General features: G+C 43.0%; 14 protein-coding genes and 4 pseudogenes. 16 read left to right on the top strand and 2 right to left on the bottom strand.

Annotated elements, in window-relative coordinates; all coding sequences use genetic code 11:
- Positions 1–1133: 1133 nt before the first annotated feature.
- The 16 genes and pseudogenes from scyA to HWQ37_RS21325 form a co-directional block, all read left to right on the top strand.
- On the top strand, positions 1134–3017 hold the full coding sequence (gene scyA / locus HWQ37_RS21400; RefSeq protein WP_292750615.1) for a scytonemin biosynthesis protein ScyA: 1884 nt from the start codon (positions 1134–1136) through the stop codon (positions 3015–3017).
- Between the two features lie 297 nt (positions 3018–3314).
- On the top strand, positions 3315–4376 hold the full coding sequence (scyB, locus tag HWQ37_RS21395) for a tryptophan dehydrogenase ScyB (RefSeq protein ID WP_292750613.1): 1062 nt from the start codon (positions 3315–3317) through the stop codon (positions 4374–4376).
- A 25-nt stretch (positions 4377–4401) separates the two neighbouring features.
- A complete protein-coding gene (gene scyC, locus HWQ37_RS21390; protein ID WP_292750611.1) occupies positions 4402–5370 on the top strand; it encodes a scytonemin biosynthesis cyclase/decarboxylase ScyC in 969 nt (322 codons plus the stop codon).
- Between the two features lie 64 nt (positions 5371–5434).
- Positions 5435–6691, top strand: a complete 1257-nt coding sequence (locus tag HWQ37_RS21385; protein WP_292750610.1) for a ScyD/ScyE family protein — start codon at positions 5435–5437, stop codon at positions 6689–6691.
- A 91-nt stretch (positions 6692–6782) separates the two neighbouring features.
- Entirely contained in the window at positions 6783–8159 is a 1377-nt protein-coding gene (locus HWQ37_RS21380; RefSeq protein WP_292750608.1) for a ScyD/ScyE family protein, read from the top strand.
- Between the two features lie 175 nt (positions 8160–8334).
- The gene (scyF, locus tag HWQ37_RS21375) at positions 8335–9489 is read left to right on the top strand and encodes a scytonemin biosynthesis PEP-CTERM protein ScyF (protein WP_292750606.1); all 1155 of its coding nucleotides are present in this window, start codon (positions 8335–8337) and stop codon (positions 9487–9489) included.
- A 443-nt stretch (positions 9490–9932) separates the two neighbouring features.
- Entirely contained in the window at positions 9933–10991 is a 1059-nt protein-coding gene (gene tyrA, locus HWQ37_RS21370) for a bifunctional chorismate mutase/prephenate dehydrogenase (protein ID WP_292750604.1), read from the top strand.
- Positions 10992–11044: 53 nt separating this feature from the next.
- Positions 11045–12229: a 3-dehydroquinate synthase gene (locus HWQ37_RS21365; RefSeq protein WP_292750602.1), complete on the top strand. Its 1185-nt coding sequence runs from the start codon at positions 11045–11047 to the stop codon at positions 12227–12229.
- Positions 12230–12556: 327 nt separating this feature from the next.
- Positions 12557–14767 (top strand): anthranilate synthase, encoded by a 2211-nt coding sequence (locus tag HWQ37_RS21360; protein ID WP_292750600.1) that lies wholly within the window; start codon positions 12557–12559, stop codon positions 14765–14767.
- 129 nt (positions 14768–14896) lie between these two features.
- Complete coding sequence (gene trpC, locus HWQ37_RS21355; protein ID WP_292750598.1) at positions 14897–15727, top strand: indole-3-glycerol phosphate synthase TrpC; 831 nt, start codon at positions 14897–14899, stop codon at positions 15725–15727.
- Between the two features lie 160 nt (positions 15728–15887).
- On the top strand, positions 15888–16721 hold the full coding sequence (gene trpA, locus HWQ37_RS21350; RefSeq protein WP_292750596.1) for a tryptophan synthase subunit alpha: 834 nt from the start codon (positions 15888–15890) through the stop codon (positions 16719–16721).
- A 449-nt stretch (positions 16722–17170) separates the two neighbouring features.
- On the top strand, positions 17171–18400 hold the full coding sequence (trpB, locus tag HWQ37_RS21345; RefSeq protein ID WP_292750595.1) for a tryptophan synthase subunit beta: 1230 nt from the start codon (positions 17171–17173) through the stop codon (positions 18398–18400).
- Positions 18401–18414: 14 nt separating this feature from the next.
- Positions 18415–19506 carry an anthranilate phosphoribosyltransferase gene (trpD, locus tag HWQ37_RS21340; protein ID WP_292750593.1) on the top strand — a complete coding sequence of 364 codons (1092 nt, stop codon included), beginning with the start codon at positions 18415–18417 and terminating at the stop codon, positions 19504–19506.
- Between the two features lie 197 nt (positions 19507–19703).
- The gene (gene aroF / locus HWQ37_RS21335) at positions 19704–20804 is read left to right on the top strand and encodes a 3-deoxy-7-phosphoheptulonate synthase (protein WP_292750591.1); all 1101 of its coding nucleotides are present in this window, start codon (positions 19704–19706) and stop codon (positions 20802–20804) included.
- Positions 20805–21068: 264 nt separating this feature from the next.
- Positions 21069–21456: pseudogene (locus HWQ37_RS21330) on the top strand (transposase domain-containing protein); the annotation flags it as partial.
- A 179-nt stretch (positions 21457–21635) separates the two neighbouring features.
- A pseudogene (locus HWQ37_RS21325) lies at positions 21636–21788 on the top strand (IS4 family transposase); the annotation flags it as partial.
- A 78-nt stretch (positions 21789–21866) separates the two neighbouring features.
- Here the strand turns inward: HWQ37_RS21325 and HWQ37_RS21320 are convergent.
- Both HWQ37_RS21320 and tnpB read right to left on the bottom strand, forming a co-directional pair.
- Positions 21867–22571: pseudogene (locus HWQ37_RS21320) on the bottom strand (Tn3 family transposase); the annotation flags it as partial.
- Positions 22572–22637: 66 nt separating this feature from the next.
- Positions 22638–23810, bottom strand: a pseudogene (gene tnpB / locus HWQ37_RS21315) (IS200/IS605 family element RNA-guided endonuclease TnpB); the annotation flags it as partial.
- Positions 23811–23869 lie beyond the last annotated feature (59 nt).

The raw sequence follows: 23869 nt of genomic DNA, 5'->3' as shown, positions 1-23869 counted from the left end.
GTCATTTGATTTTCAACATAAACGCGATGTGCAGTACTAGACCTGGCTTAAATGAACAAATTTCACTCATCAACTTATTTGCTTAATTTATCTTAACTTACTCTCTCATGTATCTAACTATATAATAGTATGGTTAAATATCTGTCGTAAGAAGTACAATTATACCGAAATTATACGTATATCTTTAGGTATAAGTTCGTGTTTGTTTTAGCATATAAAGAAACACGAACTTATACTAAGTATGCTGGACTGAATTGTATATCAAAAAAATATATTTTATCAAGTAATCACGTACTGAACGCTTAATCATCTCTCCAAGGAAATATAAAAAGTTCATTAATGATGTCTTTCTCGTTACAAATAATTGACCCAAAGAGTTTTTGGTGACAATATAAGAACCGCCAAATCGGCTCATGCTTTAATTCGGATAAAAATTTGTATAAGTTCTAAAACAAAAGAATTGACAACCAGATCAAAATATTTTCTATTGCAAATTTGGTAATGTGCCGCTTCTGCGATGCTTACGGCGGGTTACGCCTACGCAAAATATCAATCTTTCAGGGTGACTAAGTTGCAAATGTCACAATCATGATCAAAGGGAAAGAATTGACACCCGTATCAAAAGATTTTTCATTGCCAATTAGGTTTTCATCATAATAATCACCACAAGCTAAGAACCTCCCCAGGCGGTTCAGTAAGTCGATCGGTGCTATTAAAGCTAGCTATATTAAGCTTTGTAAAGATTATGAGACGTGTTTGAGTTCAGGTTATTTGTTACTTTATACACCTTTATATGATTTAGTTTTTACCCGCTAATCTACTCAAGTACTGTAGTCATCACCATAGAAGCGAAAGAATTGACACCCACATCAAAAGATTTTTGATTGTACAACGGTCTTGGTCTGCTCTATTCTGATCACAAGAAGCACAGATCCAACTGTTGTATACTTTTGGTAAAAATTTTTTGGTACTGCGCTCACGAGCATCAATCAGCAGCGATCAACCATTTCTACTATCGCCCAAACTAGGTCATAGCTGTAGTAAACAACAGAGTTGTTTGTATTAAGTATTTCTCGCGCTGCGATTGTAAATTAAAAAGCCTTTGTATAACTTTCTGTAATTACGTGAAACCAATGAGTCAAAACTATACTGGTTCAAACTCTCCTCTCATCACCACTGAGCCATACAAGGAACTTCCCGCAAACAGATATGTAGAATCTGTGTCTGACTCCTGCAAGGTTGATGAATTGGAGAATAATGGGGGAATTCAGCCTTTTTTAAACGATCAAACAACCCCAACGCTCTCAGTTGCCGATGCGATCGCTCAAATGTTGGAAAATTTGGGAGTAAGCTACGCTTTTGGTGTTGCTGGTGGTGCAATGGCCAGCCTTTGGGGTGCGCTATCCAATAGCACTATAGAGGTGTTGAACTTCCGCCATGAAGCCGGAGCCGCATTTGCAGCCACCGAAGCTTACTTTGCTAATAATCGCCCCACTGTAGTTTTTACCACAGCAGGGCCGGGGATCACTAATGCCATCACCGGAGTATTTGCGGCTCGTGGTGAAGGTGCAAAAGTGATTTTGTTGTCGGCTTGCACCTCAGCACCGCAGCGTGGACGTTGGGCAATTCAAGAAACCAGCACTTACACATTGCCTAGTGGAGGGATTTTTACCTCAGGAGCGCTATTCAACTATGCAATTACGATTGAATCTGCGGCTCAACTACCACAGATTTTTCGTAAATTGGCTCTGGCTATGGCGCAACCAGGCGGGTTTGTCGCCCATTTGAGTATTCCCACCGCTGTGCAGACAAGTTTAGTTGAGGATATAGCCTTACCCCAACTAAATATTTCGCCATTTCCGATGACTGCTTCCAAAGAAGCGATCGCTAAATCTGTAGAGTTATTATCATCTGGCCCCTTTGCTATCTGGGTTGGTTTCGGTGCGCGTGATGCAGCAGCCGAAATCCGCCAACTCGCTGAAAAAACTGGAGCAGCCGTCATCTGTTCACCCCGTGGTAAAGGTATCTTCCCCGAAGATCATCCCCAGTTTGTGGGAGTCACAGGTTTAGGCGGTCACACTTCCGTCTTAACTTATATGGAAGAACAACCTCCACTACGCACACTCGTATTAGGAACCCGCCTTGGTGAACCGACTTCTTTCTGGAGTTCGGCGCTAGTTCCAAAAGGAGGTTTTGTCCATGTCGATATTGACCCGGAAGTTCCAGGTGTAGCCTATCCCCATGTTGAAACTTTCGGAGTTCGCTCTGACATCAAAGCTTTTGTGAAAGAGTTATTGCAGCAATTACCAGATGCTCCTCATTCCACAACTTTGTCATTACCTCGTCCAGAACATAAAGCAATTGAACCTGCACCAGACGTAGATTATCCAGTGCGGCCAGAAGTATTGATGGCAGCAATTCAAAAGATCGTTGTTGAGGGTAGCGATGCGATAGTCATGGCAGAGTGTGGTAACTCCTTTACTTGGTCAACGCATCTACTGCAATTTGCCGAAGCCAATCGTTACCGAGTCAGTACCGGAGTCGGCGCAATGGGTCACGCTGTTACTGGAGTGTTGGGTGCAGCGCTGGCGAACAATAGCAAAGCTGTGGGAATTGTCGGCGATGGGGCAATGCTAATGAATAACGAAATCAGCACAGCTGTGAAATACAAAATTCCCGCAATCTGGATTGTACTCAACGATGCGCGTTACAACATGTGCCATCAAGGGATGAAAATCTTGGGGTTAAAGGGTGCAGATGCAACACTTCCACCAACAAACTTTGCCATGATTGCTCGTGGTATGGGAGCAGAAGCGATCGTAGTCGTCAGAGAGTCGGATATTGAACCAGCATTAGAACAAGCGATCGCATCAAATGTTCCCTTTCTGATCGATGTCGTGATTGATGCTGATCGACCAGCGCCTTCTGGTGGACGTAATAAGAGTTTGGCAGCACAAGGAGTTAAATCAAGTCCGGCGAAAAGTGCAACCAAGCAAGTTTCATTTCCAATGATTTGACTTTAAAAGCTTGCAATCTCATTCAATTCTTATAGACACTAAAACACTCCAAGAAAGCAGAATTTACAACGCAGTTTGGATTCGTCTATTCAGCAAATGATGAATTTAGAAGTGACAAAAACTTTATTCCGGCCAAAACATACCCAGTAAACTGGAATTTTTGATTTTTGAACACCAAGGTTTTTTCTAACTCCATCCCATCTTAAATCTTTGAGAGTGTTTTTATGTCTATATCTTTACATTTTGTAATGGTCATTACTTTCTCTAACCAATACTAAACAATATCGAGAGGTGAAAATGCTGCTATTTGAAACTGTTAGAGAAATGGGTCACGAACAAGTTCTCTTCTGTCATGGTAAAAATCCTGAAATTAAGGCAATTATTGCCATCCATGATACGACCTTGGGACCAGCGATGGGAGCTACAAGACTCATGCCTTATGTTAATGAAGAAGCTGCTTTAAAAGATGCACTTCGTCTGAGTCGGGGAATGACATATAAAGCCGCCTGTGCAAATATTCCGGCTGGTGGCGGTAAAGCAGTCATTATCGCTAATCCTGAAAATAAAACAGATGAGCTATTGAGAGCTTATGGACGTTTTGTTGATAGCTTAAATGGACGTTTTATTACCGGTCAAGATGTTAATATTACCCCTGACGATGTGCGGACAATTAGTCAAGAAACTAAATATGTTGTCGGGGTATCAGAAAAATCTGGTGGACCTGCTCCCATAACATCACTAGGAGTTTTTCTAGGAATTAAAGCGGCTGTAGAATCTCGTTGGCAGAGCAAAAGACTTGATGGCATGAAAGTTGCAGTTCAAGGCTTAGGAAATGTCGGTAAAAATCTCTGTCGGCATTTACATGAGCATGATGTCCAGCTTTTTGTTAGCGATGTAGATCCAGTAAAAGCAGAAGAAGTAAAACGGCTTTTTGGCGCAACTGTTGTAGAACCAACCGAAATTTACGCTCTTGATGTAGATATCTTTTCTCCTTGCGCTTTAGGAGGAATTCTTAATAGTCATACAATTCCTTTTCTGCAAGCTTCCATTATTGCTGGTGCAGCTAACAATCAATTGGATAACGAGCAACTACATAGTCAAATGCTTGCTAAAAAAGGGATTCTTTACAGCCCTGATTATGTAATTAATGCCGGAGGGTTAATTAATGTTTACAACGAAATGATTGGTTATGACGAAGAAAAGGCTTTCAAACAAGTGCATAACATTTATGACACGCTATTAGCAATTTTTGATATTGCTCAAGTCCAGGGAGTTACTACTAACGATGCTGCCAGACGATTAGCAGAAGACCGAATCAACAATAGTAAGCGAATTAAGACTACAGCGATCGCAGCTTAATTATTATTATCTTAAGGAGTGAAAAGTGGAAAGAAATACTTTTGCAACATCAGCTTATATTGCTACTTCACCAGAGAACGCCTTTGATTACCTTTGTAGTTTAAAGAATTTAGATGAATGGACGCTTTACAGCCGGATGAAAGAGCAAATTGACGAGGATACCTGGCTGGGAACTGCATCTGGCTATCACAAAAATCTCTACTATCATGTTAAAAAATTAGAAAATCCGCTTTTTTACGGCATTGAGTGGCATTGTGGATTAGAGTATCAGAAATATTTTCAGGTTTACCCTGTTTTATTGTTTCCTACAGACTATATTGAGCCAGGAACAGATGAAAAGGGTGTGTATTTTCACTGGTTGAGCTTTGTCGATCCTAAACGACAGACTCAGATGATTATGCAAGGAATTCATACAGTACACACTTCTGAATGTCGTTCTCTCAAAGGTAATTTGGAACGCAAAGCGGGTCTGACCTCAGCAGCCAAAGGAAGCCACTTTATCGATACAGATAGTATTTATGTTGATGCTCCAATTGAAATCGGCATCGAATACTTACAAGACTTAAGAAATGTCGATGAGTGGGCGCATTTGCTGCGACCAAATGGTGATATTACTTCTGAATCAGGTGAATTCAAAGATGAATATGACCAAAAGGTAAAAGTTTCTGTACGAGTTCATTCTTTGAGTAAATACTACTTACTTGAACAAGAACACTTTTATCCAGACTACGAATATTATCAACGTTCTGTAGCCTTACTTATCCCAACCGCATACTCCTTCGCAGACCCCGAAGCTTCAGGTTTTATCCTGCATAGAATCACATTTTGGAAAACAGATGGAACTGTCACCCACGGCAAACTTCAAATTGAAGACTTTGGTGCTGAGAGCATGAACATCAAACGTTTACTCGAAGCCAAAGCTGGCAACCTCAAATCATTTGATCGGGGAATGAGCTACCTCCCAAAAATTCCAGAATCCCTAGTTACTAACTAAAACCTCAGCGACCCTCTGCGCTTCCCTCTGCGTTTAAAATTCCTACCTCAATTTCCTGCAACACATGAAACTGAAGCCACTCACTATTACCATCCTCACCTTTTGTGTTGCCGCTTTTTCGGGAATGAAAGCTGCCTCAGCCGCATCCTTTTCAGTAATCGCCGACGGTCTATATAATGCCGGTGGTCTGAGCTTTGGCCCTGATGGTAATCTCTATGTTACAGAGGCGGGAATCGGGGGAAATGGCGCTTGTGTTCCACCAGCAAGTGGTCAAGGTGATTCTTTATGCTATGGCACAAGTGGCGCAGTTACCAAAATTGAGAATGGTAAAACCGAGCGCATACTTACAGGATTGCCTTCTATAGCGTTACCAGATGGCACTGGAGCAGGTGGGCCTCGTGACATCCAATTTGATGCTACAGGTAAACCTTATGTTCTGATTGGGTATGGCGCTAATCCAGCCTTCCGCGATCGCAATTTAGGTTACACTGACCTCGGTAAAATCATCGCTCCCGACTTTAATACCAATTCCTGGAAGAGTGTTGCTGATATAGCTAACTATGAACTAGCCAACAATCCTGATGGTGGTGATGTTGGTAGCAATCCCTTGGGTTTTATCATAGATGGCAATAATTTAGTTGTAGTTGATGCAGGTGCAAACGACTTACTACGTGTTAATACTGCTGGTAGTAACTTGCAAGCTATTACTACCTTTCCCCAAGACATATTAACTAATCCCGTCTTTCCACCTTCTGATACCCCATCTAATGAGCCTGCACAGGTTCCATCTATTGGCGAAGAGGTGCGATCGCAGTTTGCAACCCAACCAGTACCCTCAAGTGTGGCAAAAGGGCCTGATGGTGCTTATTATGTCAGCCAATTTACTGGTTTTCCCTTCCCTGAAGGTGGGGCAAAAATCTATCGAGTCGGCGCTGATAGTTCACCAACAGTCTTCGCCGATGGCTTTACCCAACTTACAGACTTGCAATTTGATCCTGCGGGCAATTTGTATGCTTTGCAGTACGCCAATCAGTCAGCCTGGAAGGGTAATTTTGATGGTTCTGTCATCAAAATAGCTACCGATGGAACTCGCACAACTCTTCTGAGTGGCAACGGATTAGAGTCGCCTAGCGCCCTGACTATTGGTGCTGATGGTGCAGTATACGTCACCAACCGAGGCGATCGCCCAGGAGAAGGACAAGTTCTCAGAATTGAAAATATCAAGTCTATTCCTGAACCTGATTCTGCTTTCGGTGTATTAGCGATCGGTGCTTTGGGCATCGCTTGGTTGCACAAAAAGAGAAACCATCCAGAATTGTGACTTTTGCATAGACGCGATTCATCGCGTCTCCTGAATTCTTCTTGATAAAAATTTCCCCAAACAAATTATTTAATTCTCAATCTCCAAAGGTATGAAACTCAAGTCATTTGCCCTTACATCTCTAACATTTTGTTTTGCTGCTATTTGTGGAACACCAGATGTAAAAGCTGCAACGCTAACGACAGTTGTCGATGGAATCAGTAATGCACGGGGTGTTAGCTTTGGTCCTGATGGGAGTCTCTACGTAGCCGAGCCAGGTATCGGAGGTAACGGAAATTGTCAACCATCTCCGAGTACTCTGTTTCAGCCGATCTGTGCGGGTAATACTAGTTCACTGGTCAAAGTTTCACCAAACGGCACCAAACAGCGTCTACTTAATAACTTTCAGTCTCTTGCAGAACAACCTACTGGCAACCAAGGCGCTGGTATTGAAGACATACAATTCGATTCTCAAGGTAATGCTTATCTTCTGACAGGGTTTGCTGGTTATCCAGGAAACCGCGATCTAGCAACACTTAACCTTGGTTCCCAATCCCCGCTCCCAAAAAATCAACTTGCAACTTTCCCGCCATCAACACCCGATAAAGTTTTGAATACACCGCTACTAGGACAACTGTACAAAGCTGACTTGAAGACGGGATCTCTCAAGAGTATTTTTGACTTTGCCAAGTATGAAATTACCAAAAATCCAGACAATGGGGATGTAGTTACCAATCCCTATGACCTGGCTATTAGCGGCGATAGTGCTTATGTGGTTGACGGCGGCGGGAACACTGCTTACAAAATTAAACTTGACGGAAGTAAGTCAGAGGCGATCGCAATTCCTAAAACCATCATTAGTAGCTCCGACTTGCCACCAGGATTACAACTACCTCCTGGACTATTAGATGAGCTTCCAGGAGGAAAAATAGCAATTCAAGCAGTACCCACAGGTGGCGCAATTGGCCCCGATGGAGCTTTATACGTTGGTGAATATACGGGTTTTCCTTATCCAGCAGGAAAGTCGAAGATTTTCCGCATTGGCAAAGATATGAAACCAGAAGTTTTTCTAGATGGGTTTACGCACATCACAGACCTAACCTTTGATAAAAAAGGCGATTTGCTGGTTTTACAGTTCAGCGACAAATCCCAGTTAGGGGGTGACATCACAAATCTACCCGGATCTCTGATCCAAGTTGCTCCTGACGGTACTCGCACAACACTTGTTGCAGCAGGTCAAGGGCTAGATTCGGCTGATGGAATTGATATTAGCCCTGACGGCAAGATTTATATTACCAATCGCGGTGTCGGCCCAGGACTAGGGGAGGTTATTCGGGTGGATGGTGTTGTTACAGAAACAATCCCCGAACCTGGTTCAGTAGTCGGCTTATTAGCACTTGCTGGTGTAGGCGCAACTGCTGCTAATGCCAAGCGCAAACGCCAAGAAAAGTTGGGTGAAGAGTTGCTAGCTAAAGCAGAGACTGTCTAATTCCTCAAAACCTTGGCTTTGTCAGGGAATGCTTACAGAATAGGCTGCTGCCTCACAGAGAAAGTTGCATTTCAGACAAGAGGCAGCAGCCCAAATTTCAGAGTTCCCAAACTAGGACGGGGAACGAAATTAGTCTAGGAACGAGTATAACTCATACAACCAGGACTTAAAACTCATGGGATTAGTCAAGAATTTCTCAATCGGCATTCTCGGTACTGGATTTATGGTGTTGGCAGCAGCAGCCCAAGCCAAAGCCATAACATTAACTTACGACAGAAGTATTGGTAGTCCTGGCTTTGCTCCTGGGCAGTTGTTTGTTCCCCAAGGCATAACGGTGGATAACTCCGGGAATACTCTTGTAAGTAATGGTCGCGGTCTTAACCCGGACGGTACTTTTAACCCAAACATTGGTAACAAGGTTGAAGTATTTAATCCTCAAGGTAATTATATTGGAGCGATCGGCGAGGGCGGCAAAGGCCCTGGACAATTCGATGAACCATCGGCTTTAGAAATCGATCCACAGACTGGAAATCTCTATGTAGGTGATGTTTTCAACAACCGCGTTAATGTCTTCGATCCTCAAGGTAAGTTTATTAAATCATTTGGTGAGTTTGGCGGTCTAATACCGGGTAGAGCTTTCTTTGGCCCATCTGGTGTGACATTTGATAAAACTGGCAATGTGTATATTGGTGATTTTAGCGGCGACAAGATCAATAAATACACTAAGGACGGCGAACTAATTGCTAGTATTGGCACATCTGGAACTAAACCTGGGCAGTTTCAAGGCCCAGCAGGTTTAAGAATTTCCCCAGTCAGTGGCAATTTTTATGTTAGTGACCAGTTTAACAACCGCGTTCAAGTACTCGATCCTCAAGGTAATTCTTTGTTCACATTTGGCAAACAAGGCAGTGGAGATGGGGAATTTAATCAGCCCATCGGCTTAGAAGTGGACGAGTTTGAGAATATTTATGTGGCAGATTCTATCAACAGCCGCGTCCAAGTATTCGATAAAAACGGTAAATTCCTGACAGCTTATGGCAAAGCTGCCGCAGCAACACCTCCTCAACTAGGTCAGCCTCCCTTTGGCAACCCACTCGACCTCACACCAGGCACATTTAACTGGACGGGTGGTACAAGTTATAAAAATGGCAAGCTTTATGTGGGCGATTTCTTCCAAGGTCGCGTCCAAGTGTTAAACGTAGAAGGCAGAAAGCAAGTGCCGGAACCTAGTTCAGGATTGGGTTTAGTATTGCTTGGGCTTGGGGCTGCTACCGTCACATTGAGAAAACGTGGGCAACAAAAGCCAGCCTTTAATTTAAAGAATTACTAATTCGTAATTCGTAATTCGTAATTAAAGAGTTTTGTAGTTTCGTAGTGGCGTGGCAAGCCTTAAATAGTGCATTAGAAAAGGTTCGTCGTTGCGCTTTAGGGCTAGATAAACTCCAAAATCTATTGCAACATTTTAGCCTTTTCACGCTAGTAGTGGCGTGACAAGCTTAGAATAGTGCATTAGATGTAGGTTGGGTGGAGCGCAACCCAACCTATATCAGGATGTTGGGTTACGCAAAGCCTCCACCCAACCTACAATTTTTTTTGCAACTGAAAAGTTTTTTTGTATACATCTAACCCTTGGAGATCCCCCTAAATCCCCCTTTTTAAGGGGGACTTTAAGACTCTTATTCCCTCCTTTTTTAACGGGGATCAAGAAATATTTGATACTTCTCAGACATCCTCTAAGGAATCACTTGTTGATATTTGAAAATTGGAAGAAAAATGCCTTTTAAATCCTCTTATTCAGATCATCTGAAAAAAACTGACCAACGCTTGATCGCCTTACTGAGCGATCGCATATCATTATTAGCAGCTTCAGAACAACCTTCTTTAGATGAACAACTGGCTGATGTAGCTCCCCTACTCGCTCAAGCTGGTATTCCTGAGTCTGTTTGGGCGAGTGTGCTAAATAGTTGTCATGCTACTCTGATTCCTAAATATACAACAAATCATGTCAGCCCCCGACAAATTACGATCATCGGTGGATGTGGCAGAATGGGACGATTCTTTAAAGAGCAACTTTCGTTAGTAGGTAACAAGGTTAGTGTTCTCGAACCCGAAAATTGGAATTACGCAGATAAACTGTTGAATCAAGCAGAATTAGTATTAATAAGTGTTCCCATTGAGCATACGGTTGATGTTATTAAGCGTGCGGCTAAATACCTTGCGCCAAATACTGCTTTGTGTGATATTACGAGTATTAAAGTACAGCCAACTCAAGCGATGCTCGAACACCATTCTGGTCCAGTCATGGGTTTGCATCCAATGTTTGGGCCAAATATCAAATCGTTCTTGGGACAAAAAGTGGTGGTATGTCCAGGTCGGAACGATAATTCATTTCAATGGTTTTTAGACTTGATTAAAAGTCAAGGTGGAGAGTTAATTGTTTCCACGCCTGAAGAACACGATCAAATGATGGTGATTGTTCAAGCAACGCAGCACTTCTGTAGATTTAGTCTTGGCGTTTTCTTGACACAAGCAAGAATCGATATAGAGCAGAGTTTAACAATGTCAACTCCTAATTATCGTCAAGAAATTGACATTGTTAAACGTTTATTTTCTCAAAATCCTCATTTATGTGTGGATATTATGCTAGCTACAGAGGAAAGGTGTGATGCAATTAGCTTTTTAGCTGATACTTACAGCCGATTGGCGAGACTAGTGGCGAGGAAAGATAGAGACGCATTAATTCAGGAATTTGAAAATGCTCAAAGCTTTTTTCAAGATAAAATCAATACTTTTATACAGCCTTTAAATACAACTGCTAAAGCGGCTATCTAACGAGATTTTCAACCACAGATATACACAAATATTAGTATTTAAAGAGCAAAAATATGGTAGTTGACATCAAGCAAAAAAGTAGATTAATTCATCAACGTGTTTCGGTTACTTTTAACTACGAGGTTTACTTCACCCAAAATTTATTTGAGTTGAAAAATTCCACCTTAGTCCAAGTGGTTGCTGCGGATGAGGAGACAAAGCCGAAGAAATTAGTTGCAGTGATAGATGCAGGAATATTAAAGTATCAACCTGAATTGGTGAAGCAATTAGTCGCGTATACCAAGTTTTATGCAGAGGTACTAGCGATCGCAACTGAACCAATGATAATTTCGGGAGGAGAGGCTGCTAAAAACGATCGCACTTTAGTAGAGCAAATCCACCAACAGATTGAAGCAGCCGGATTATGTCGCCACTCTTACATATTAGCGATCGGGGGCGGGGCGGTGTTGGATTTGGTCGGATATGCTGCTGCAACTGCTCACCGGGGAATTCGTCTCATTCGCATTCCGACAACGGTGTTAGCGCAAAATGACTCTGGGGTTGGGGTAAAAAACGGCATCAATGCCTTTGGTAAAAAGAACTTTCTCGGCACATTTGCGCCACCTTATGCAGTTATAAATGACTCTGCCTTTTTGACAACCCTAGACGATCGCGATTGGCGTTCTGGAATTGCAGAAGCAGTCAAAGTAGCGCTGATTAAGGATGCTAGCTTTTTTGATTTTATCCACTCTCACACGGCAGCCCTTGGGCGGCGAGACATGGATACTATGCAACAAGTTATCTATCGTTGCGCCCAATTGCATTTAGAACATATTGCCAATGGCGGCGATCCTTTTGAAATGGGTTCGTCTCGTCCCCTGGATTTTGGACATTGGGCGGCTCATAAACTGGAGCATTTGACAAATTATCGCTTGCGTCATGGCGAAGCAGTTGCGATCGGTATTGCTTTGGATAGCACTTATTCCTATTTGGTAGGATTGCTAGATTGTTTGGAGTGGCAACGGATATTAAAGACTTTATCGGCGTTGGGTTTCACGTTGTATGTGCCAGAACTAGCCCAGAAGTTATCAAATCTGGAAGATCCTCATTGTTTGTTTCGGGGTTTGACTGAATTTCGTGAACATTTGGGGGGAGAGTTGACTTTGACGCTGTTAAAAGGGATTGGCAAAAGAATTGAGGTTAATGAGGTGAATTTGTTGTTGTATAGGCAAGCAATATCGCTGTTGCGGGAATTTTAAATGCAGAGGTTTTTATGAGATTATCTACTACTTTTGGGGGAGGCGGCGGTGTTTAAATAGGGTTGTTGGTAAATGTACTAGAAAAGCAGTATAAAAAGCGAATAAATTGACACCCAATCGAAAAATTATTCAATGTATTATCTGCTTGATATCTAGTATTCTTAAATAAGAAGCAAAAAGTTTTTGATTACATTTTTTAAACATAATATCTTGGCTTAGATTGATAGAAACTTATCTAAGTCTGTTCGAGATTTGAAAATAACTACTAATAATGATTAATGGTTGTTGATTAATGATTGACTAATAAATATTCTAGAGAAATTACTCATGGTTTTTGATTCACGTTCCTACAAAACCCTTGGTGGTGTAAGTGTTTCTCGCTCCATCACCGAAGTTAAGATGGACACTGCCCTCGAAGATATTCTGTTCCATTTAAATTCTCAGCGTGGAGGCTTGCTAAGGAGTAGTTACGAATATCCGGGCAGATACAAAAGATGGGCGATCGGATTTGTCAATCCACCATTAGAGTTGACTACACAGGAGAATGCTTTCACTTTGATAGCGTTGAATGAACGCGGTCAAGTACTTTTACCATTCTTCTTAGAGCGCCTATCCCAGTCAGAACAACTTGATAAAGTTACCCAAGATCATAATAATATCGTAGGGTTTGTTAAACCTACAAAAAAACTATTTACTGAAGAAGAACGCAGTAAACAACCTTCAGCATTTACCATTGTCCGCGAAGTCCTAGATACTTTTTCTAGTCAAGAAGATGAGCATTTAGGCTTGTATGGGGCGTTTGGTTATGACTTAGTTTTTCAGTTTGAACCAATTACCCAACAACTAGAACGTCCTACAGATCATCGCGATTTGGTGCTTTATCTGCCAGATGAATTGATTGTTGTTGACTACTATCAGCAACGTGCATTTTGTCTACAATATGATTTTGAAACAGCGCACGGAAACACGAAGAATCTTCCGAGAACAGGCGAGTCTGTCGATTATCGCGGCAAACATCTTTTCCCGAATCAAACTGCTGACCATAAAGTAGGCGAATATGCGAAAAAAGTTGAGGTTGCACTCGATTATTTCCGCAGAGGCGATTTATTTGAAGTTGTTCCTAGTCAAAACTTTTTTGAGGACTATGAAGACGAACCCAGCAAACTATTTAACACCTTAAAGGAAATTAATCCTAGCCCTTATGGGTTTATTTTTAATTTAGGTGGAGAATATCTGATTGGCGCATCTCCAGAAATGTTTGTGCGGGTTGAAGGTAGGCGGGTAGAAACTTGTCCAATTAGTGGCACTATTAGCCGGGGACAAGATGCTCTTGACGATGCGGTGCAAATTCGTCAGTTACTCAACTCCCATAAAGATGAAGCCGAGTTGACCATGTGTACTGATGTCGATCGCAATGACAAATCCCGAATCTGCGAACCTGGTTCAGTACGAGTCATTGGTCGTCGTCAAATTGAATTATACAGCCACCTGATCCATACAGTAGATCATGTTGAAGGGACACTGCGATCGCAATTTGATGCTTTAGATGCCTTTCTGTCGCATACATGGGCAGTTACAGTCACCGGCGCACCCAAAAGAGCAGCAATAAATTTTCTCGAACAGCACGAAAAGAGCGCTCGACGTTGGTATGGTGGAGCCGTTGGCTATTTAAACTTTAACGGCAATTTAAATACTGGCTTAATCCTGCGGACAATTCGATTAAAAGACTGCATCGCCGAGGTGCGAGTTGGCGCTACTGTCCTTTATGACTCCATACCTCAAGCAGAAGAACAAGAAACAATTACCAAAGCAGCCGCTTTATTTGAAACGATTCGGCGTGTGAAGCAAACGAGTCAGAAAATTGATCAGTCCAATTCTCTAAAATTAACTAAACTCCTCCCACGTGCGGCAGCTGGCAAACGTATCTTATTAATAGACTACGAAGACTCATTTGTTCATACCCTAGCCAATTACATTCGCCAAACTGGTGCAAGCGTCACCACACTCCGTCATGGTTTCTCAGAATCGCTATTCGATACAGAACGCCCTGACTTAGTTGTATTATCTCCTGGCCCTGGTAGACCAAGTGATTTTGGGGTTTCACAGACTGTCGGTGCCCTTCTGCATCGCCAAATTCCTATTTTCGGAGTTTGTCTAGGATTGCAAGGCATTGTTGAAGCTTTTGATGGACAATTGGGAGTTCTCAACTATCCTCAACATGGGAAATCTTCACGGATTTCCGTCACCGATTCCAATTCTGTCATCTTCAAAAACTTACCAGAATCCTTTGCAGTCGGTAGATATCACTCATTATTTGCTCTACCGCAACATTTGCCAAAAGAACTCAAAGTAACAGCGATTTCTGATGACGATGTAATTATGGGCATTGAACATCACACACTTCCCATCGCCGCCGTTCAGTTTCATCCTGAATCAATCATGACTTTAGGCAAAGAAGCCGGTTTGGAAATAATAAAAAATGTAGTGCGTGCATATACGCAAACTGTAGAATCATTGGTTATTGGGTATAAGGTATAGGGCATTGGGCATGGGGCATGGGGCATTGGGCATCGGATATTAGTTATTTTTTCCCTGCTCCCTCATCTCCCCCTGCTCCCCCTTCTCCCTCATCTCCTTCCTGCCACTCCCCACTCCCCTAAGCTGTTTATGACTAATCAAGTTGCCACTTCCCGCCATATTCTTGAAGAAATTGTGTTGCATAAAAAGCAAGAAGTTGCACAAATGCAGCAAGAACTGCCTTTAGCCTCCTTGCGACAACAGTTAAACACAGCCCCGACTGTGCGAAATTTCTTGACTGCTTTGCAGGAAAATCCCAACCAACCGAGCTTAATTGCTGAAGTAAAAAAGGCATCACCTAGCCGTGGGGTTATCCGTGCAGATTTTGACCCAGTAGCGATCGCTCAAGCTTATGAACGAGGCGGTGCAGCTTGTTTATCAGTCCTGACTGACGAAAAGTTCTTTCAAGGTGGTTTTGATAATCTGCGAAGGGTGCGTAAGCAAGTTGCATTACCCTTACTGTGCAAGGAGTTTATCATCAACTCCTATCAAATTTATTTAGCACGGACAGCAGGTGCAGATGCTGTATTGTTAATTGCAGCTATTTTATCAGATCAAAAACTCCAAGATTTTTTGCGAATGATTCATGATTTAGACATGACTGCGCTAGTAGAAGTTCATACCTTAGCTGAACTAGATCGGGTGCTAAAGCTTGACAACCTAAGTTTAGTAGGAATCAACAATCGCAATTTAGCAGATTTTACCCTTGATTTAGGAACAACCCAGCAACTTTTAGCAGAGCGTCAACAACAATTACAAAGTTTGGATATCACTGTCGTCAGCGAATCTGGACTGTATACACCTGCTGATTTATCTCTTGTCGCTGAAGCTGGTGCCCGTGCAGTTTTGATCGGAGAATCTTTAGTTAAACAAAGCGATGTAGAACAAGCTGTGCGTAGTCTTTTGAGTAGTGAGTCTTGAGTGGAGGTTAAAAAATGAAGCTCTGATACTCATTAATGGAGTTCAAAGACTTATTAATGGAGCTAAAAGACTCATTAACAAAAAATCTAGCGTGAATATCGCTAATTGCTAGGTGTTAATTATTCCAAAACTATTAACTAATCATTAACTATTTTTCCGAATGAATTCTATCTCCCGTTCCTTTCAAACTTTACGCGATCGCCAACAGTGTGCTTTAATCCCCTTTATCACAGCAGGCGATCCTAACTTAGAAACCACTGCCGAAGCTTTACGCATCTTAGATCGCAACGGTGCTGACTTCATCGAGTTAGGCATTCCCTACTCCGATCCTCTGGCAGATGGGCCTGTGATTCAAGCAGCAGCAACCCGCGCTTTGCAAAAAGGCACCAAATTAGAGCAAGTGCTAGAGATGCTGCACATGGTGATTCCTAGCCTCAAAGCGCCGATAATTCTATTTACTTACTACAATCCCATTTTGTACCGGGGTATTAAGTCATTTTTGGCGCAAATTGCTGCTGCTGGGGTGCAAGGGTTGGTAGTGCCAGATTTACCCTTAGAAGAGGCAGGAGAATTAATCCAAACCGCCGCATCTTTCGGAATTGAGGTAATTTTACTCGTAGCTCCTACCAGTTCTAAAGATAGAATTGTTGCGATCGCTCGTCAATCTCAGGGTTTTATCTACCTGGTGAGCGTTACAGGCGTTACAGGTATCCGCGCTCAAATCCAAAACCGCGTAGAGCATTTAATTACTGAGTTGCGAAGCGTCACCAATAAACCCATCGGCGTTGGTTTTGGCATCTCAGAACCAAAACAAGCACATCAAGTAATGGAATGGGGAGCAGATGCAGTGATTGTTGGTAGTGCCTTTGTCAAACGTTTAACTGAAGGTAGCCCAACAGAAGGATTGCAAGCCGTGGAAGAATTTTGTCGAGAACTTAAAGCAGCAATTACAGAAAGTCGGCGCGAAAGTCCATCTCTTCAAAAGGTGGGATAAATTCACCCGCAGATTTAGGGAGTAGGGAATGGGCAATAGAGAGCAGGGAAGGGAGCATCCCAATTTTGCCAAAATAAAATTTGTAGTGGCGAGCATCTTGCTCCCTAATGTCCAGGAAGCGGGCTAGAGAGCCATCAGTACAAAAAATAAATTTGCACATTTGGGATGCTCCCGCAGGGAATAGGCAATCAGTATCAATTATTTCTCTTTCTTCCCCCCGCCCCTCTGCTCTAGGGTGGGTGTATACACAAGTCAAATTACCCCCGTTTATTGGGGGGAAAAAGAAATCTAGTTCCCTCCCCTTTCCAAGGGGAGGGTTAGGGTGGGGTAAAACCAGGTGAGCAAACTATTTCAGACTTGTGTAACGCAAAGATGATTCAGCTGTGGCATAAGTTCTAAAAAGTTAGAACGAGAGTAAAAAATACTTGAACATGAAAGGATTTTAACCAGTGGTAAGCATACAAAACATCAAAACTGCAACTGTGCAACCAGATTCTTTGGGCAGGTTTGGAAAATTCGGCGGTAAATATGTCCCGGAAACCTTAATGCCTGCATTGAGTGAATTGGAAGCAGCTTTTCAAAAATATCGCAATGAGCCGAGTTTCCAAGCAGAACTGCAAAACTTACTGCGTGATTATGTAGGACGACCCAGCCCATTATATTTTGCTGAACGCCTGACAACAAATTACGCTAGACCAGATGGCACGGGGCCACAAATTTATTTAAAGCGCGAAGATTTAAATCATACAGGCGCTCACAAAATTAATAATGCTTTGGCTCAGGTGTTGCTAGCCAAGGGCATGGGCAAGCAACGGATTATCGCCGAGACAGGTGCAGGTCAGCATGGCGTAGCGACTGCAACTGTGTGCGCCCGGTTTGGTTTGAAATGTGTGATTTACATGGGCATCCACGATATGGAACGCCAAGCCCTGAATGTATTTCGCATGAAGTTAATGGGTGCAGAAGTTCGGCCAGTGGAAGCAGGTACAGGAACTCTCAAGGATGCGACTTCTGAAGCAATTCGTGATTGGGTGACGAATGTAGAAACAACTCATTACATCTTGGGTTCTGTTGCTGGTCCTCATCCCTACCCGATGATTGTACGTGACTTTCACACTGTAATTGGTGTAGAAACTCGCGCTCAATGCCAAGAAAAATGGGGAGGACTACCAGATATTTTACTGGCTTGCGTGGGTGGAGGTTCCAACGCGATCGGCTTATTCAATGAGTTTTTGGATGAACCTTCAGTTCGCCTCATTGGAGTAGAGGCGGCGGGTGAAGGTGTAAATACAGAAAAACACGCTGCTACCTTGACAAAAGGAAAAATAGGTGTATTGCACGGGGCAATGAGCTATTTACTGCAAGATGATGATGGTCAAGTCATCGAAGCCCATTCAATTAGCGCCGGATTGGATTACCCCGGCGTTGGCCCTGAGCATAGTTATTTAAAGGATCTTGGTCGCGCCGAATATTACAGTGTGACTGATAAACAGGCGTTAGATGCATTTCAAAGACTTTCGCAACTAGAAGGGATTATTCCAGCTTTAGAAACTGCTCATGCGATCGCATATCTAGAAACCCTTTGTCCTCAGTTAGAAGCCAGCCCCCGCATCGTCATCAATTGTTCCGGCAGAGGTGACAAGGATGTGCAAACTGTCGCAAAACTCCTTAATCACTAATGCAGTGACAAATTATGATAGCTCAAACTCTGATTCCACCCGATAAAATCTCCATCCCTTCTGAGTTCTACAACTGGCCAGCTTTATTGCAACAGTTGCTGAATCGGCAATCGTTGACGGTTTCCCAAGCTGGGGATTTGATGCAAGGTTGGCTCACAAATGCCATTCCTCATGTACTATCAGGAGCGATTTTAGCCGCAATTCAAGCCAAAGGCGTATCCGCCGAAGAATTAGTCGGCATGGCCACCGTCTTACAATCCCAATCCCCAGTACCCAGTACCCAGTACCCAGTACCCCTGATTGACACTTGTGGAACTGGTGGAGATGGTGCTTCAACCTTTAATATCTCCACTGCTGTCGCCTTTGTGGCCGCCGCCGCCGGGGTAAAAGTTGCCAAACATGGCAATCGTTCGGCATCTAGTAAGGCTGGTTCGGCTGATGTGTTGGAAGCTTTGGGTATAAATCTCAACGCCACTCCTGAAAAAGTACAAGCCGCAGTGGGCGAAGTGGGAATCACCTTTTTGTTTGCTCCCGGCTGGCATCCTGCACTGAAAGCGATCGCTACTTTGCGAAAAACTTTGAAGGTGCGGACTGTTTTTAACTTGCTCGGCCCGCTAGTAAATCCGATGCGGCCGACAGGGCAAATTATTGGTGTGAACGACCCGCTTTTACTAGAGGAGATTGTTCAAGCTTTATCCCAATTAGGATGTCAGCAAGCGATCGCCCTCCACGGACGCGAACATTTAGATGAGGCTGGTTTAGCAGATGTCACTGATTTGGCTGTACTCCAAGATAAAAAAGTGCGTTCTCTAACGCTCAATCCTCAAGAACTGGGTTTGAGTTTTGCACCCACTGCGGCGTTGCAGGGTGGAGATGTCCAAGAAAATGCCGAAATCCTGAAGGCAGTTCTCCAAGGTAAAGGCACGCAAGCACAGCAGGATGTAGTCGCTTTAAATACAGCCCTAGCCCTGCAAGTTGGTGAAGCCATTGATAGGGAAACGAATATTTTAGCAGGTTGTGTTAAAGGTATTGCCCTTGCCAAAGAAATTCTGCAAAGCGGCGCAGCTTGGACAAAACTAGAACAACTTGCGGAATTTTTGCGCTAATTGCTAAACAGCCCTGGCGAATGGAATTCGCGGCTACACAGGCAAAGTCCGCCTCCGCGGACTAAGAAAAATTGCGGGTTTGAAACCCACGAAGGTGGGTTTTGCTTGTGTAGACGCGGTTTATAACCGCCCTTTTAACTATGTGTCCCAACGAACCGACTGTATTACACCCAAGAACTATAAACTAGGAAAAACAGATGATTATCATACTTAAGAGCGGTACACCTGTTGAGGAAATTACTCGGATTAGCCAAGAACTGAGTGACACTTGGAAAGTCACGGTAGAAAAAAGCATTGGCACTCATAAAGTTGTCTTAGGGCTAATTGGTGATACCACTAGTATCGATAAATTGCAGGTTCAGGAATTTAGCCCTTGGATTGAGCAAGTATTACGAGTGCAACAACCTTTCAAGCGAGTAAGTCGAGAATTCCGAGATGGACAAGCCAGCGAGGTTGTTGTACCTACACCTAATGGTCATGTGTATTTCGGCGAGCATCATCCGATCGTAGTGGTAGCTGGGCCTTGTTCTGTTGAAAATGAAGCGATGATTGTCGAAACAGCAAAGCGGGTGAAGGTAGCAGGAGCAAAGTTTCTGCGTGGCGGAGCTTACAAACCTCGCACTTCACCTTATGCGTTTCAAGGTTATGGCGAAAGCGCTTTAGATTTATTAGCAGCAGCGCGGGAAGCGACGGGTTTGGGTATCGTCACAGAACTGATGGATGCTGCCGATTTATCAGCAGTGGCGAGAGTCGCTGACATCATCCAAATCGGAGCTAGAAATATGCACAACTTCTCGTTGCTGAAAAAGGTAGGCGCTCAAGATAAACCTGTGCTGCTGAAGCGCGGAATGTCTGCCACAATTGACGAGTGGCTGATGGCAGCAGAATATATTTTGGCATCTGGAAATCCAAATGTGATTCTTTGTGAACGAGGAATCAGAACCTTTGATGGTAAATATGCCCGAAATACTTTAGATTTATCAGTGCTTCCGGTATTGCGATCGCTTACCCATTTACCGATTATGATTGATCCCAGTCATGGTACAGGTAGGTCTGAATATGTTCCATCTATGGCAATGGCTGCGATCGCCGCTGGTACAGATGCCTTGATGATTGAAGTTCACCCCAATCCCGCAAAAGCTTTATCCGATGGGCCTCAATCTCTCACCCCTGATAAATTTGACCGCTTAGTTCAAGAAATGTCAATTCTGGGCAAAGTAGTTGAACGGTGGTCTACACCTGCATTTGATCGCATTGGCGAAAGCCACATTCTCCTTACGCCAGAACTCTCAAAATAGTAGATAAGCTAATCTGTCACTTCAAGGAAAAGATGGCCGGAATTAAAGGATAAAGTGGCCGCCCTTAAAACCTGGTACTGATTTTTGAGTTGCTCTATTTTCGCCATACTTTACAAGCGATAACTTCGTTAAGCTTCGCTAACGCATTTGATACACTCTACAACACTGCTGTTGCACTGGAGGTGTGGGAGGTGGGGCAATACGGTTCGGTTAAGCCCAAAACCAGGTAAAGTGAGGGTTATCCCCTGAATGTACTGAGTAAGAATGCAACTCAAAGAATTCTCACTGATCTCACCTGTGGTCGAATCAGGAACGGTACTCAAAGCCTTAGAAACTGCGATTCCATCTGATGCCATTGAACAGGCGATCGCTAACGCTAAAGCAAGCGAAGATCGTAAACGTGCCTTACCATCTCATCTGGTGATTTGTCTGATAATTGCCATGAGTTTATGGTCAAAAGCAACAATATCGAACAGTGCTGAAAAATCTAGTTGATGGTTTAAGCGAAGCTTGGGTGAGAGTAGGGCAGTATTGGAGAGTACCTTGTAAATCGTCAATTACCGAAGCTCGACAGCGCATTGGAACTCAGGTGATGAGTCGTCTGTTCCATCTAGTAGTAAGCCCAAGAGCCACACTCAAGACTCCAGGGGCGAATGGCACTAAGAAAATTGTTTCACCTCGTTCCCAGCCTAGAGGCTGGGAATGTATTCTCATAGGCTCTGCCTCTCGTCAAGAAAGAGGAGGCGGAGCCTCCCAGAATCGTTTCCCAGCCTCCAGGCTGGGAACCAGTGAGGGCAAAGGCTATATCTTTTCTTAGTGCCATTCACTCCAGGGGCTTTTTTGGGAGGATTGCGGATAATGGCAGTGGATGGAACAGTATTTGACGTACCAGATAGCGAGGCAAATGCCAGAGTATTTGGATACCCAGCAACACGTCCCGGCACTCAAGCAGCTTTCCCAAAAGTCCGGTTGGTGCTACTAATTGGCAGGACTGTGCCAAAACGGGAAAATTGTACGCTAAGGAATTAGGTTAACTCCTAAACTCCTTACCAGACAATGCTTTCAGCTTAATTTAAAGTTTATTTTTTTCCTTCTCAAAGGACGCAAATTATCAATGCTACTTGCTGACTTAAGATTCCAAATGTAATCACCAGTTAAATTGATATGTTCCCACCCCATTGGTGATAAATGTTGCAAGTATTCCTCCGGGATAATTACACCCTCCGACTTCAATAAATTAACCGCATTCTCCAAATACACCGTATTCCAAAGCACAATCGCCGCCACAGCCAAATTCAAACCGCTTGCACGTATTGATTGATCTTCAAACGAACGGTCACGTACTTCACCCAAACGGTGGAAGAAAACCGCTCTCGACAACGAGTTTTTCAATTCCCCTTTATTAAGTTCACTCGTAGCTTTACGTCGCAACTGAGGGCTTTGCAACCAATAAAGAGTGAACAATGTCCTTTCAATTCTTCCTACTTCGCGCAGAGCGATGCCTGCGGCGGGCTACGCCTACGCTAATTTGTTTTGACGAGGATATGACGCTAACTTACGCATGATCAAGGAAGGCGTAACTGTTCCAATTGAAACAGAAGTAGCCAGTCGGAGAATATGATCCCAGCAAGCAGCAATCAATTTGACATTAATTTTCTCACCCAAAAGCGGTAACAAAGGGGAATTCTGATTAACACCATCAAAAAAGTGTAACTTTTTAGAAGCTAAATCACGCATCCGGGGACAAAAACGAAACCCCAGTAGATGGGGGTGTGAGTATCAATGGAACAGAAAACCGGGATAAGTCCTAAACTCTAAAACAAATCTTGAACCTCACACGACTGAAAGTCGCGTGATTCCTGCTTCAATGATCTCTGCCGGAATCACTTCAGGACTGACGAGTTCTCCACAGGCGTTTTTTATAACCTCCGGCGTACCGACGGCGGTTAATAATCTCAAACCTTCGCTTAATATATTCAGTGCTGCGTTTTTATCCCTCAAATTATAGCTATTGCAACTAGGGCAACACCATTCACGCAAGTTTAAATCCTTGACTAGTGGATTAATAAAACCACAACAGTTACAAGTTTGGGAGGAGGGATAAAACGTGCCGATTTTCTGCACAAGTCTGTCATGCCATAAAGCTTTATATTCGAGCATGGTAATGAACTTAGACCAACTAGCGTCTGAAATACTCAATGCTAATTTGTGGTTCTTCACCATGTTGGCAACTCGCAAATCTTGTCTACGACACGCTCCGCGAACAACACAGATAATGCTATTTTCCTTGATTAGACGAGTTGATAACTTGTGCAGAAAGTCATCTCTCAAATTTGTAATTCGTTCATAAGTACGAGCCAGCTTGATTTTCGCTTTAACTCGGTTGTTACTACCTTTTGCACTACGGGATAGTTTTTTATGAGCTTTACGTAACTTACGAGTTTGAGTTCTGTAATATTTAGGATTATCTACAACTTCACCGTCACTAGTAACAAGATAAGACTTAACCCCTAAGTCTAAACCAATATTTTGAACAACTTCAGGGTATTTTTCTATCTCAGTTTCACACAAGATACTAGCAATATACTTACCAGAAGAAGTCCGAGTTATCGTAACATTTACAAGCTTTCCGGTAACGTCTTGCGACTTATGAAACTTTACCCATCCACACTTTGGAAGCTTTAAACGATTATCTATTACCTGAATATTACCGTTGGTCAGGTTAGTTTTGTAAGACTGTTTACATCCATGCTTCTTTTTAAACTTAGGAAAGCCTACACCCTTTTTCCCTTTCATCTTCTTGAAGTCAGCAAAAAAGTTTTTGTATGCTGTCTCTAAATTCTTGAGTGAATTCTGTAAGGCAAACTTATCTACTTCTTTCAACCATTCAATTTCTTTCTTGAGTATAGTTAGCTTTTGACTACAAGCATTGTAGTTTAAGGTTTTCTGCTCAGTCGTATATAACTCTTGTCTTAGTGCCAAAAAGCGGTTATATACATATCTTGCACAACCAGGGGGAACGCATCTAAATTATATTGACAAAATACCGTATTAATGTATCAACA

It is taken from the genome of Nostoc sp. NMS4, from assembly GCF_017115095.1.
Taxonomy (GTDB): domain Bacteria; phylum Cyanobacteriota; class Cyanobacteriia; order Cyanobacteriales; family Nostocaceae; genus Nostoc.
This window is presented reverse-complemented; position numbering and strand designations above follow the sequence as displayed.